Origin of the sequence: Novacetimonas sp. GS1 (assembly GCF_036686925.1) — a bacterium.
In the GTDB taxonomy this organism is placed as follows: domain Bacteria; phylum Pseudomonadota; class Alphaproteobacteria; order Acetobacterales; family Acetobacteraceae; genus Novacetimonas; species Novacetimonas hansenii.
Window position 1 is genome coordinate 922,104 of sequence record NZ_VSZP01000001.1, and the last position, 12,740, is coordinate 934,843.

Consider the following 12,740-nt stretch of genomic DNA (forward strand, 5'->3'; position numbering starts at 1 on the left):
CACATCCGGGATTCAGGTATTGGAAAAATGAATACCATGAAATATGTGGTAAAATGTTCCGTTACCAGATGATGTTTCATTAAACGTTCATAAACGCAGCGACTGAAAAAAACTATCGTCCCGCGCAGCAAGGAAATTGCGCGAGGTGATGTTGATGTTCGCGAATACAGGGGCCGCGTTTTTACGATATATTCCCCATCGTGCCGGATGTGCGCATATTGTTTTTGTGCTGGCTGTCGCTGTGGCCTCCACCGCGCAGGCCGCGGATGCCGGCAGCACGGGGAAGAAGAAAACCGCGGCGGCTGTTCATGGGACGAAGCCGGCGCCCACCGCGAAAAATGAATATATCCACGTCAATGCCAGCCGTTCGATGCCCGATGGCGTGACGCTGAATGCGCCGGGCGGCGGCCGCATGTCGGTGGAGACGGAGGCCCGTTCGCAGACGACGCTGACACGCGATTACATCGCCAAGCAGTCGCCCACCGCCAATATCAATACGCTGATTGCCATGGTGCCTGGCGTGGTCCTTGGGGCGAAGGACCCGATGGGGATCGAAAGCGACCATATGAACATGCGCGGCCTTGACGGGTCCGAAGTCGGATATGTGTTCGAGGGGATACCATCGTCCAATCCCACAACCTATGTCGCGCATACCCAGATGTTGGTGGATGCGGAAAATATCGGTTCCATCAAGGTTATTCAGGGATCTTCGAGTATTGATTCCCCCGTGTACTGGGCGGCTGGCGGCGAAATCAACACCAGGATGATGGACCCGTCGCACCAGATGCACGGATATGTTTCCGCATCGGGTGGGTCATACGGGTCGAACAAGGAATTTGCCCGGTTCGAAACCGGTGATATCGGCAATACCGGCCTGCGCGGGATGGCGTCGTTTTCCTATACCCGCAGCAATAACTGGTTCGGCGGGGGTGGTGTCTATCGCTACCATGTGGACTCCAAGCTGACCAAGGACTGGTCGATTGGCAATACATCGCTGATTTTCGGCTATACCCGCGAAAATCAGGCCAGTTACCCCACGGTGACGATGGCGAAATGGGATGCATGGCAGAAAACCGGGAAAAGCCCCGGATATAACAAGGATTATTATTTCGGGAATACGAACTGGTATAAACTGCACATGGAGGACGAGAACGAAATCCATGTCATGCTGCCATCCGACCTGCGGCTGAATGACAGCCTGCGCCTGCAGGTCCGTCCCTATTACATCCATCGTACCGGCCCCACGCTCGGCAGTGCCATGGTGCCCGGCAGCGGCGGATATATGGGCAGCGAACAGTATGGCAACCTGAACCTGCCCTATGCGCAAAAGGGCAAGGCAACCGCTGTGGCCTATAACAACTGGCAGGAAGACAGTGGCGGGCTGAGTTCGGAAATCTCTTGGGTGACAAGGCATAATACGCTGTCATTCGGGGACTGGTACCAATATACGGATTACAGTGTCCTGAACGATTATGGTGTGGTCAATGACGCGGGCGATACGGTCGGGGGATACAACCCGATCCGCCTGCCGTCGGGGCGCGTGCTGGCGACAGAGGACATGAGCTATATACAGCAGGTCAATACGCTGTATATCGCCGATACGTTCAGGGCATTTAACGACCGTCTGGTCATCAATGCGGCGTTCAAGGCCTCAATGGTCGGGCGTTCCGTCACCAACGACATTCCCGGCACGCAATACAGCAACAACAGGAATTATTTCGAGCCCCTGCCACAGGTTTCCCTGACCTATTTCATCACCCGCCATGACCAGGTCTATGTCAATGGCACCACGTCATATCGCATGCCCGCGTCGGCCAATGCGTATATCGACAGCTACAGCCTGACATCGCCCAAGCCCACGACGACGATTGGCAACCTGAAGCCCGAATATGACATCAGCGAGGAAGTCGGCTATCGGCACACGGGACTTTTCAATGTCTCGCTTGCGCTGTTCAACATGAACCTGACGAACCATCAGGTCAGCTCGTCCGAATACCTGCCCGGTGACAATTACCTGACCAGCGTCCCGCTGAATGTCGGGGGGGAGACGATCCGGGGCGTACAGGTCGAATTCGGCATGAAGCCATGGCATCATTTCAGCCCCTATCTGTCGGGGCAGTTCCTGCATGCCACCACGGACAATAATTTCAACGCCGGCACAGATTACCTGCCCACGGCAGGGAAAACCGCGATTGCCGCGCCGAAATTCTCAGGCTCCATCGGGTTGCAGTATGATGATGGGCATTATTTCGGGAATGCCAACATCCTTTATGTGGACAAGCAATATTCGGCGTTGATGGATAATGCCGCGATGCCGTCCTACATCACCGCCAACCTGACGCTGGGTTATCGTTTCCACAGCTTCTCGCGCTTTCGTTCGCCACAGATCCAGGTCAACATCATGAATGTGGGCGACAATCATTACCTGTCGGCGGTGTCGGGATATGGCGGCACGGCAAAGGCGATGAAGGGCATGAACGGAACCGCCGTCAGCGCATCGACACCAAGCTATTTCGCCGGGGCGCCATTCGCGGTCGTGGCCAGTGTTTCAACAGGGTTTTAAGACGATGTTTGCATTCATCCTGCGCCTGTCAGCAATTTTCATCGCCCTTCTGGTCATGGCAGAGGTGGCATGGGCCGGTGATGCCGCCCAGACTGGTGCCCCGGTTGCCGCCCCGGTTGCCGCTGCGGTGGGCGCTCCGGTGGGCACCGCGATTGGCGCCCCGGCCGACGCCCTGGCAGACGCCCCGGCAGATGCCCCGGCGGAGGCCGCGCCCGCCGCCATGGTCCTGACCCGCATGGAGGCGCAGGAGGCGCATCAGGGCGTCACCAATGACGCAAAATATGTCTATGCCATTTCCAACAGCACCATTGGCAAATATGACCGCGCCAGTGGCCAGCATGTTGCATCATGGTCGGGCGACCCGCAGGTGTTCATCCATATCAACAGTTGTGAAATAGTGGCAGGGCAGATGGTCTGCGCCATGTCGAACTTTCCCAACGTCCCGATGACCAGTTCGGTTGAATGGTTCAATCCCGTGACGATGCGCCATGTCCGCAGCCACAGCTTTGGCCCCGGCCATGGGTCGCTGACATGGATCGACTGGCATGACGGGTTCTGGTGGGCGTGCTTTGCCAATTACACCGCCAGCGGGGGAGAGGTCGGTCGGGGCACGGAATCGACACGCCTTGTGAAATATTCGCCGGATTTCGTGGAACGCGAATCATGGCTGTTCCCGCTGGATGTCCTGAAACGTTTTGGGGATTTCAGCGCATCGGGTGGCCGGTGGGGCCGTGACGGGATGCTGTATGTGACGGGGCATACGCGCCCTGAAATGTATGTGCTGCGCCTGCCCGATGCGGGGGGGCGGCTGGTGCATGTCCGCACGATCACCCTGCCCACGGGCGGGCAGGCCTTTGACTGGGACGCCACGCGCCCCGGCACCATCTGGACCATCAGCCGCGATAAGGCGGAACTGGTGCAAAGCCGCCTGCCCTGATGATATGGGGCCATGGCCGCCCATCCCTGGGGGATGACGCCATGGTTCCCAAAGAGCCATGACCTGTGGCCGGGGGGAGGGTATGCATCCCCCCGGATGTTATTTACTGTTCGGTACAGGTGGCCGGGTCGGGGCCGGTGCGGTGATTGCCGTCGAGTGTGGCGAGGTCGCGCATGTCCGCATCCGACAGTTCGAAATCGAAAACCTCGATATTGGCTTTCATGCGGGCGGGATGCGCGCTTTTGGGCAGGGGAACCGCGCCCATCTGCACCACCCATCGCAACAGGACCTGTGCCGGGCTGCGGTTGTGGCGTTGCGCCACGCGTCCGACGACGGGGTTTTCCAATATGGCGCCACGGCCAAGCGGGCTCCATGCCGCGGTCAGGATGCCCAGCTTTTTGTGCAGGGCCACGGATTCGGCCTGTGCAAAATCGACATGCATTTCGATCTGGTTGACCGCCGGGGTCACGCCGGTGGCGTCGATGATGCGTGTCAGGTGTTCGGGCAGGAAGTTCGACACCCCGATGGAGCGTACGCGCCCGTCCTTTTGCAACTGTATCAGGGCCTTCCAGCTTTCGACATACTGGTCCTTCATCGGCAGGGGCCAGTGGATCAGGTAAAGGTCGATATAGTCCATCTTCAGCCGTTGCAGGCTGGTGTCGAACGCGCGCAGGGTGCTGTCGTACCCCTGGTCGCGGCCCCGCAGCTTGGTTGTGACGAAGATGTCGGGGCGACCCACGTCAAAGCTGAGCAGGCCGGTGCCGACGCCGGATTCGTTGCCATAATTGGCGGCGGTGTCAAACAGGCGGTATCCGCATGACAAGGCCTCACGCACCGCCGTTTCGGCCTGCGGGTTGTCCAGCGGGTATGTGCCGTATCCGATCGCGGGGATCTTATGCCCGTCATTAAGGGGCAGCAGGGGGATGTTGTGCATGCTCGGTTCCTTCGCCTCGCTAAGTGTCCGGCCTGCGGGGGCGACATGCTGCGCCCCGACGCGTGGAGCGACCGGAGGGATGGAGTAGCCTGTCCCCAACGTAACGCCTTGAGGGTGGATCGGTTTAATGCCCGGTTTTCAGGACAGCCCTGCGTATGCTTCATTGTGGCAAAAGGATGACTGCCATGAATGAACAGACGAACACCCCGACTCCCGATGCGGTGCAGGCGATGCACCGTTCGGTCCTGACACTCGATACCCATGTGGACATCCCATGGCCTGATCGTGGTGATTTCGCCACGGGCGCGGACTCGCGCTGTGTGGACCTGCCGAAATTGCGCGAAGGCGGCATGGGGGCCGCCTGCCTTGTCGCCTATGTGGGGCAGGGCGCGGTTGGGGATGCGGGCCATGCCGCCGCCTCGGCCAAGGCGCTGGCGATGCTCGACGTCATCGCGGGCACGGACGACGTGCCCGGCGTACGGGTGTGCGACAGCGCCGACGCCCTGATGGCGGCGCACCGCGCGGGGGACATCGCGATCATCCCCGCGGTCGAAAATGGCTATACCATCGGGCAGGATATCGGCCTGCTGGCGCGGTTTCGCGAACGTGGCGTGCGTTACATGACGCTGACGCATAATGGGCACAACGCGCTTGCCGATTCCGCGCGGCCGATGACGCACCTTGGCGATGCGGCGGAACCTCATGGCGGCCTGTCGGCGCTGGGGCGCGCGGCGGTGGCGGAAATGAACCGCCTGGGCATGCTGGTGGACGTGTCGCACACGTCGCGCAAGACGATGATGCAGGCCGTGGAACTGTCACGCGCACCGGTTTTCGCCAGCCATTCGTGCGTGCGCGCCCTGTGCGATCACCCGCGCAACCTTGACGATGGGCAGCTTGACGCCCTGCGTGCGTGCGACGGGGTGATCCATATCACCGCCATGGACGCCTTCCTGTGTCCGCGCGATGTGCGCCAGACCCATCGTGTGGGGGTTGCGGATTTTGTGGACCATATTGATTACGCCGTCAGGCGCATCGGTATCGCGCATGTCGGCATTTCGTCCGATTTTGACGGCGGCGGCGGGATCGACGGATGGGCCAGCGCGGCGCAGGCCCCCAATGTGACGGCGGAACTGATGCGCCGTGGTTATGACGCAACGCAGATCGCCGCGCTGTGGGGCGGTAATTTCGTGCGCATCCTGCGCCGTGCGGAGGAGGTGGCCGCATAACGGCCTCCCGTAACCGATCCAGTAACGTACCCCGCAACCGTACCCTGCAAACGTCCATGCCGCCCGCGCGTTGATGCGCATCGGCCGCGCGCGCACCGGCTATCGCACTCTGGATTTGCAGAGGGCAAGGGGCTATACCCGCAACCGTCAAACAGGAAATCAGGACAGGTCATGACAACAGATTACAAGGTCAAGGACATCTCCCTCGCGGGGTGGGGACGCAAGGAAATCGCCATCGCGGAAGGGGAAATGCCCGGCCTGATGGCCCTGCGCGATGAATATGGCAAGTCGCAGCCGCTCAAGGGCGCGCGCATCGCGGGCTGCCTGCACATGACCATCCAGACCGCTGTCTTGATCGAGACACTGACGGCGCTGGGTGCGACGGTGCGCTGGTCTTCGTGCAACATCTTCTCCACGCAGGACCAGGCCGCGGCGGCGATCGCGGCGACCGGCGTGCCCGTGTTCGCATGGAAGGGCCTGAGCGAGGACGAATTCTGGTGGTGCATCGAACAGACCATCAAGGGGCCGGACGGCTGGACGCCGAACATGATCCTCGATGATGGCGGGGACCTGACGACCCTGATGCACGAGAAGTATCCCGAGATGCTCAATGACGTGCGTGGCATCTCCGAAGAGACCACGACCGGTGTGCATCGCCTGTGGGACATGGCCAAGAAGGGCCTGCTGAAGGTGCCGGCCATCAATGTCAATGACAGCGTGACGAAGTCGAAGTTCGACAACCTGTATGGGTGCCGTGAAAGCCTGGTGGACGCAATCCGCCGTGGTACCGACGTCATGATGGCGGGCAAGGTCGCGGTCGTCGCGGGTTACGGCGACGTGGGCAAGGGGTCGGCCGCGTCCCTGCGCAATGCGGGCTGCCGCGTGCTGGTGACGGAAATCGACCCCATCTGCGCGCTGCAGGCCGCGATGGAAGGTTATGAGGTCGTGACGATGGAAGAAGGTGCGCCGCGCGGCGATATCTTCGTCACCGCCACCGGCAACGAGGACGTCATTACCATCGACCATATGCGGGCGATGAAGAACCGCGCCATCGTGTGCAACATCGGGCATTTCGATTCCGAAATCCAGATCAACGCGCTGCGCAACTTCACGTGGGAAAACATCAAGCCGCAGGTGGACGAGGTCGTCTTCCCCGATGGCAAGCGCCTGATCGTCCTGTCCGAAGGCCGCCTTGTGAACCTGGGCAACGCCACGGGCCACCCGTCCTTTGTCATGTCCGCGTCGTTCACCAACCAGACGCTGGCGCAGATCGACCTGTGGACCGCACCTGCGGGCAAGTATGAAAACAAGGTCTATACCCTGCCCAAGCATCTCGATGAGAAGGTGGCGTTCCTTCACCTTGCCAAGGTGGGTGCCCACCTGTCGAAGCTGACGCCCAAGCAGGCCGAATATATCGACGTGCCCGTCGCCGGGCCGTTCAAGAATGATCTGTATCGTTACTGAGGCCGGTTTCCCTGCTATAACAAACCCGAGAGCCCCGGCAGCCCTGCCGGGGTTCATCAGGAAACAAGGAACGATTGCATGAGTATTTTTGGCACCATCCTGTCCAAGATCTTTGGCTCGTCCGAAGCAAAGGCGGCAACGCCCGCCGCTGCCGCCCCCGCCGCGGCCCCTGCTGCCGCGACCCCGGCCGCCCCGGCTGCTGCCCCCGCCGCCCCGGTTGATGTCAACGCGGTGCTGAGTGCGATGGCCGCGAAGAACCCGGAAAAGCTGAACTGGCAGACCTCCATCGTCGATCTGCTCAAGCTGCTGGGCCTCGACAGCTCCTTTGCCGCGCGCAAGGAACTGGCGGCGGAACTGCATTATACCGGTGACACGAACGACTCGGCCGCGATGAACATCTGGCTGCAGGCGCAGGTGCTGCGCAAGCTGGCGGAAAATGGCGGCAAGGTCTCTCCTGACCTGATGAAGTAATCTTCACGCCCGGCTTTGGGGCGGAACCGGGCGACCCGCGCTGGCCACCCCGGTTCCGCCTTTTTTACGTACCCCGCCTTATGCCGCGTGCCCTGTCCCGTATGTCCGGTCGGGCCCCCGTCGCGTGCTGTTGCGCCGTTGGGGCCATCGTGCAAGATGGGGACGCCTGCCTGCGGCCTTCCGGATACAGCGCCCATGTCCGACATGTTTTCCCCTGTCCCGAATGCCCCCCTGCACGAGGCCGCCGCCCCGTTCCCCGAGGCGGACGGCCTGGTATGGGCCATTGCGTGCCGTCCCGGTTACAAGCCGGAGAAGCTGGATGCAGGACAGGTCGCGCATGCGCTGGCCGGGGGTGCGCCCCCGCTGCCTGATGCGTGGGTATGGCTGCATTACGATATCGTCCACAGCGCCACGCGCGCCCGCGTGCAGGAGATCCCCTGCCTGCCGGAAGAGGCGCGCGAGGCGTTGGGCAATATCGACCGTGGCACCCGGCTGGAGGTGGAAGGCGACATCGTGTACGGCGCGCTGCCCGGTTTTGACGACAGCATGTCTGAAGATGACAAAAACCTGTCGGCATGGCGGTTTGCGGTGCTGCCGGGGCTGCTGATCACCACCCGCCGCCAGCCGGTGCCGGCGCTGGGGCTGGTGTACCGTTATATGCAGCGGGGCGAGCCGTTTGCCTCCCCTGCGGAGGTGGTGGACCGCACGCTGCTGGAATTCGCGGATACGGTGCGGCGTAACATCGCGCTGCTTGACGATCACCTTGACCGGGCGGAAGACCTGCTGCTGACGCTGGACCAGCATACGGATTTCGGGCGCATCAGCGGCCTGATCGGGCGGGTGCGGCGACGTTCGACCGAACTGCGTCGTGTCATGTCCCCCGTCGACCGCATGTTCCGTAGCGAGGACCTCGAACTGCCCGAATGGGCGGAAGACGACCTGCGTGACCGTTCGCAGCGCCAGATTCACGCGGCCCTTGATGACCTGCTCGCCCTTCAGGACCGTGCGCGCTCGTTGCAGGATGAACTGGCGTCGGGGCAGGCGGAAGAGACGAACCGGCGGCTGTATACCGTGTCCATCGTGACGACGCTGATGCTGCCCGCGACGTTCGTGACCGGTTTCTTTGGCATGAATACCGGTGGCATGTTCCTGGCCGAAGGGCGCGCCGGCACGGTGGAGGCAGGGTGCATCTGCTTTCTGTTCATGGTCATTACGTGGCTGCTGCTCAAATTGATGAAGCTGCTATAGGGCGCGTACCGGGCGGCCCATCCGGGTCCCGCTTGCACAGGGCGGTTTGCACAGGGCGGGCTTGCACCGCCCCCCCCCCGGTCATGGGGCACGCAGGGCAGGGCTGACGGCGTTGCATCGGTCCTGTGGGGTGGTGTACAAGGGGGCGCCGCCATTTCATCGCGATGGTGGACCCTTTCCGGCGTGCCGGACCATCGCAACAGGATAACAGCGGCCCATGTCATCTTCGCTTCTGGCGGAAATTCCTGCCTGGCCCCTTTCGCGGTCATGTTCGCGGGCGGGGCGGTGGCTTTCGCTGGCGCTGCTGGTGGCGCTGGCGGCCTGCGCGGGTAAACCGCACGAGGCCGCGATGTCGGATGCGCAGATGATGCAGGAAGCCGACGCCTATCGCGCCCGCGCGCGCCAGAACTATACCCCGCCCGGTCCGCCAGAAGATCCGTGGGGGCCGTATATTACCGAGGCGGCGCAGCGTTTCGATGTGCCCGAACTGTGGATACGTGCGGTGATGCAGCGTGAATCCGGCGGGCAGCTTTTCCATAATGGGCAGTTCGTGACGTCGCAGCCCGGTGCAATGGGGCTGATGCAGCTCATGCCCCCCACCTATGACGAGATGCGCCGGCGTTACAACCTTGGGCCGGATGCCTATGAACCGCATGACAACATCATCGCCGGCACTTCGTACCTGCGCCAGATGTATGACATCTATGGCTCGCCGGGGTTCCTTGCGGCCTATAACAGCGGGCCGGGGCGTCTGGATGATTTCCTTGACCGCAGCCATACGCTGCCGCGTGAAACACGCGAATATGTGGCCTTTATCGGCCCGCGCATCGCCGGTGTGTCGCCGGTCAACCGTTCACAGGCCGACCTGATGATCGAGGCCAGGGCACAGGCCCGCGCGCAGGCCCGCGCGCAGGGTAGCACCCGGCATGGGCGTGGCGGGCGGCAGGTGATCGGCGCGGACCAGCCATTGCAGGTGGCCGAGGCCCCGTCGGCTGAAAGTGCGGCCGTCCGTGCGGCATGGAGCGCGCGCGCCAGAGCAGGGCAGTTGCCGATGTCGGCGGTGGGCGCGCATCCCACCATCGTCATGGATGCCGCCAACTGGGCGGTGCAGGTCGGGGCCTATGGATCGCGCGGACAGGCGTTGCAGGCATTGCAGCATGCCCGCGCCAACGCCGCGCTGCATGGCGCGCGTGAACAGGTTGATTCGGTCACGGCGGGGCGGGGACGTGTCTATCGCGCCCGCCTGCTGGGCCTGTCGCATGCCAGCGCGTTGCAGGCGTGCCAGAAACTGGGCAGTCATGCCTGTCAGGTCATGGGACCGATTTCCGGGTCATGAGGGCACGACGCATGACGCACGATGCATGACGGGATGAAGTGAATGAAATATTTCTACAGGCGTCCGCGATGGTCGTGGACGGGTATTATCGTGCCACTGGTGGGGGTTTTGTCCTTTGCCGGGATTGTCGCATGGTCCACCGCGCGCGCCGCCCTGCCCGCGGGCAGCAATGCGCCGATGTTCGTCGCCCCCGCCGCGCAGGCAGGCAAGGAGTTCAGCTTTCATCTGGCCGATGCGCTGCGTAACGGGCCGGTGGTGGTATATTTCTACCCCGCCGCCTTTACGCGTGGCTGCACCATAGAGGCACATGAATTCGCGGATGCGATGGACAGTTACCACGCACTTGGCGCCAGCGTGATCGGCGTGTCGATGGATGATCTCAAGACGCTGGACCGTTTTTCCGTCAGCGAATGCCATGGCCGTTTCCCCGTCGCATCCGACCCGTCGGGGTCGATTGCGCGGCTGTATGATTCACGCATGCCGGTGGTCCATTACGCCAGCCGCACGTCCTATGTCATCGCCCCCGATGGCAAGATCATCTTTACCTACAGCGCGCTTTCGCCTGACGAACATGTCCGTCGCACACTCGAGGCGATCAGGGCATGGCGCGCGGGACATGCCCCGGCCCCCTGAATACAGGAGATCGTTTGAAACGTCAGGACCAGCAACCGATTGAAACGGCAATGGTTTTTTTGAAGTTTTTTACGGCCCCGTGTAAAGGCGCTGCCTTTTTACAAACAGGCAGCGCCCGGACATTTCGATCATTCCCGAGCAGGCTGTTTGTAAAATCTGTCCCCATATACCACTGGGATCCTGAAAGTTCTTGGTAAAGATTTTCCGAGATGTCCTGAAAATCGTCGTATTTTCAAAATGTTAAAGTAACGTCTGGAATTTCCCCTTCCATTATCAAGGGGATGTTTTCAAACAGTTCCAGTAGATTCATGAATAGAAGAGTGTTTGAAAACAAAGCATTGATGAAAAAGAAAAGTTTTTGGGTGCCGCCTTTTGATCGAAATAAGGCGGCGTCTTCTGAAGCTTTTTGGAAAAAGCTTCACAAAAAACTTTTATAATTTCAGTATGTTATCAAGAATGACTTTTCAAACAGCTTCTAAGAATCCTGCGGCGTTTTTTCCGTAAACGCGGCATGGCGTGATGTGCGGGCGCGGAGGGTGCGCCTGTTCACGCGCCTGCCTGTCACCTGATCGGCGGGTCATCCCGGATGGCTGTTCGGGATGTGTTGCCCAGAATGCGTTGCCCAAGATGCATTGTTCCGAATGCGCTGTCCTGAATGCAGGCTTTGGGATGCCCTGTTGGGGATGTTCCGTTGGGGATGCGCTGTGCAGGGCGCGACGGGGCGGCTTTGCCCCGCATTGACTTGTGCGGTGCGCCCTGCGATGAAAACGGGCCTTTCATGCAAAGGAAGCCGGTGAAAATCCGGTGCGGTCGCGCCACTGTAATGCGGGCATGCATGGCATCATGTCGATGCGCGCACCCTGCCAAGCCAGATACTTTGCATGATATCCTTTCTTCCATCCATCGGGGACGCGATTTCCCCGCAGGAGTCATGAATATGCATATTCCCTTCCTTTTCCCTTTGCCGGTGCGGGCCTGATGGCCGGGCGTGTCCTGCTGCGCGGTATGCTTGCGGGGATTCTCGCGGCGTTCCTCGCCTTTGGCTTCGCGCGGATTGTCGGCGAACCCCAGGTCGATCGCGCCATCGCGTTCGAGGCCGCGCATGATGCGGCCGAAGGTGAACCGCCAGAAGAAGAACTGGTCAGCCGCAAGGTGCAGTCCTCCATCGGGTTGCTGACGGCGTCCGTCATGTATGGCGCGGCGTATGGGGGGGTATTCGCGCTGGCGTTTGCGGTGGCGTTTGGCCGTGTGGGACAGGTATCGCCACGGATGCTGGCGCTGTTGCTGGCGGTGGCGGGGTTCGTGGCGGTCGTGCTGGTGCCCGACCTGAAATATCCCGCCAACCCGCCCGCCGTGGGGAACCCCGAAACAATCGGGCAACGCACCGCGACCTATTTTGAAATGGTCGTCTTCTCGCTCTGTGCGATGATCCTGTCGGTGCTGGCGGGACGGGCGCTGCTGGCGCGTCTGGGGGCATGGTCCGCATGGCTGTGTGGCTGTGCGCTGTTTGTCGTGCTGGTGACGGTGCTGCAACTGGCGCTGCCCACGATCAACGAGGTCCCGGCAGATTTCCCCGCCGCCCTGCTGTGGCATTTCCGCGAGGCCGCCCTTGGCATGCAGGTCGTGTTGTGGGGGGCGCTGGGCCTTGTGTTCGGCCTGCTGGTGGACCGTATGCCCGAACTGCACGGCCACCATGGGGTCGTGCGCGGCTGAGGCGACCGGACAGGTTGCCGGGGATGTTGCTGGCGTCGCATTTTTGGAAAATGCGACGCCTTTTTTACGAGAGCGTTTGAAAACAACTCATTGATGAAAAAGAAAAGTTTTTGGGTGCCGCCTTTCGATCGAAGTAAGGCGGCGTCTTCTGAAGCTTTTTGGAAAAAGCTTCACCAAAAACTTTTATAATTTCAGTATGTTATCAAGACTGACTT

At 61.1% G+C, this 12,740-nt stretch carries 10 protein-coding genes and 1 riboswitch; of the genes, 9 read left to right on the forward strand and 1 reads right to left on the reverse strand.

All coding sequences use genetic code 11. The features are described 5' to 3' along the window. The first annotated feature begins 148 nt into the window (after positions 1-148). Together FYB92_RS04150 and FYB92_RS04155 are read left to right on the forward strand one after the other, a co-directional pair. A complete protein-coding gene (locus FYB92_RS04150) occupies positions 149-2,563 on the forward strand; it encodes a TonB-dependent receptor (RefSeq protein ID WP_081385199.1) in 2,415 nt (804 codons plus the stop codon). A gap of 4 nt (positions 2,564-2,567) precedes the next feature. Continuing rightward, the gene (locus FYB92_RS04155) at positions 2,568-3,500 is read left to right on the forward strand and encodes a hypothetical protein (RefSeq protein ID WP_332828220.1); all 933 of its coding nucleotides are present in this window, start codon (positions 2,568-2,570) and stop codon (positions 3,498-3,500) included. 103 nt (positions 3,501-3,603) lie between these two features. On the opposite strand, the gene FYB92_RS04160 is transcribed toward FYB92_RS04155, so the two are convergent. Continuing rightward, positions 3,604-4,434, reverse strand: a complete 831-nt coding sequence (locus FYB92_RS04160) for an aldo/keto reductase (protein ID WP_003621871.1) — start codon at positions 4,432-4,434, stop codon at positions 3,604-3,606. Positions 4,435-4,619: 185 nt separating this feature from the next. On the opposite strand from FYB92_RS04160, the gene FYB92_RS04165 reads away from it, so the two are divergent. From FYB92_RS04165 to FYB92_RS04195, 7 genes are all read left to right on the forward strand, one after another. Next, on the forward strand, positions 4,620-5,660 hold the full coding sequence (locus FYB92_RS04165; RefSeq protein ID WP_003621873.1) for a dipeptidase: 1,041 nt from the start codon (positions 4,620-4,622) through the stop codon (positions 5,658-5,660). Positions 5,661-5,831: 171 nt separating this feature from the next. Next, positions 5,832-7,124, forward strand: coding sequence for an adenosylhomocysteinase (gene ahcY, locus FYB92_RS04170; protein WP_062809465.1), 1,293 nt, complete (start codon positions 5,832-5,834; stop codon positions 7,122-7,124). Between the two features lie 78 nt (positions 7,125-7,202). After that, entirely contained in the window at positions 7,203-7,595 is a 393-nt protein-coding gene (locus FYB92_RS04175) for a DUF3597 domain-containing protein (protein WP_332828221.1), read from the forward strand. A gap of 204 nt (positions 7,596-7,799) precedes the next feature. Further along, positions 7,800-8,843, forward strand: coding sequence for a CorA family divalent cation transporter (locus FYB92_RS04180; RefSeq protein WP_239016097.1), 1,044 nt, complete (start codon positions 7,800-7,802; stop codon positions 8,841-8,843). A 217-nt stretch (positions 8,844-9,060) separates the two neighbouring features. Then, positions 9,061-10,179 carry a lytic transglycosylase domain-containing protein gene (locus tag FYB92_RS04185; protein ID WP_062809463.1) on the forward strand — a complete coding sequence of 373 codons (1,119 nt, stop codon included), beginning with the start codon at positions 9,061-9,063 and terminating at the stop codon, positions 10,177-10,179. A 42-nt stretch (positions 10,180-10,221) separates the two neighbouring features. Further along, complete coding sequence (locus FYB92_RS04190; RefSeq protein WP_003621884.1) at positions 10,222-10,812, forward strand: peroxiredoxin; 591 nt, start codon at positions 10,222-10,224, stop codon at positions 10,810-10,812. Between the two features lie 756 nt (positions 10,813-11,568). Next, positions 11,569-11,745: riboswitch (adenosylcobalamin (AdoCbl) riboswitch) on the forward strand. Between the two features lie 45 nt (positions 11,746-11,790). Further along, positions 11,791-12,525 carry a CbtA family protein gene (locus FYB92_RS04195; RefSeq protein ID WP_332828222.1) on the forward strand — a complete coding sequence of 245 codons (735 nt, stop codon included), beginning with the start codon at positions 11,791-11,793 and terminating at the stop codon, positions 12,523-12,525. The last annotated feature ends 215 nt before the right edge of the window (positions 12,526-12,740 follow it).

Coding starts and splice junctions, on each gene's coding strand:
- FYB92_RS04150 (WP_081385199.1), top strand. CDS start 149: ATGTTGATGTTCGCGAATACAGGGGCCGCGTTTTTACGATATATTCCC.
- FYB92_RS04155 (WP_332828220.1), top strand. CDS start 2,568: ATGTTTGCATTCATCCTGCGCCTGTCAGCAATTTTCATCGCCCTTCTG.
- FYB92_RS04160 (WP_003621871.1), bottom strand. CDS start 4,434: ATGCACAACATCCCCCTGCTGCCCCTTAATGACGGGCATAAGATCCCC.
- FYB92_RS04165 (WP_003621873.1), top strand. CDS start 4,620: ATGAATGAACAGACGAACACCCCGACTCCCGATGCGGTGCAGGCGATG.
- ahcY (WP_062809465.1), top strand. CDS start 5,832: ATGACAACAGATTACAAGGTCAAGGACATCTCCCTCGCGGGGTGGGGA.
- FYB92_RS04175 (WP_332828221.1), top strand. CDS start 7,203: ATGAGTATTTTTGGCACCATCCTGTCCAAGATCTTTGGCTCGTCCGAA.
- FYB92_RS04180 (WP_239016097.1), top strand. CDS start 7,800: ATGTTTTCCCCTGTCCCGAATGCCCCCCTGCACGAGGCCGCCGCCCCG.
- FYB92_RS04185 (WP_062809463.1), top strand. CDS start 9,061: ATGTCATCTTCGCTTCTGGCGGAAATTCCTGCCTGGCCCCTTTCGCGG.
- FYB92_RS04190 (WP_003621884.1), top strand. CDS start 10,222: ATGAAATATTTCTACAGGCGTCCGCGATGGTCGTGGACGGGTATTATC.
- FYB92_RS04195 (WP_332828222.1), top strand. CDS start 11,791: ATGGCCGGGCGTGTCCTGCTGCGCGGTATGCTTGCGGGGATTCTCGCG.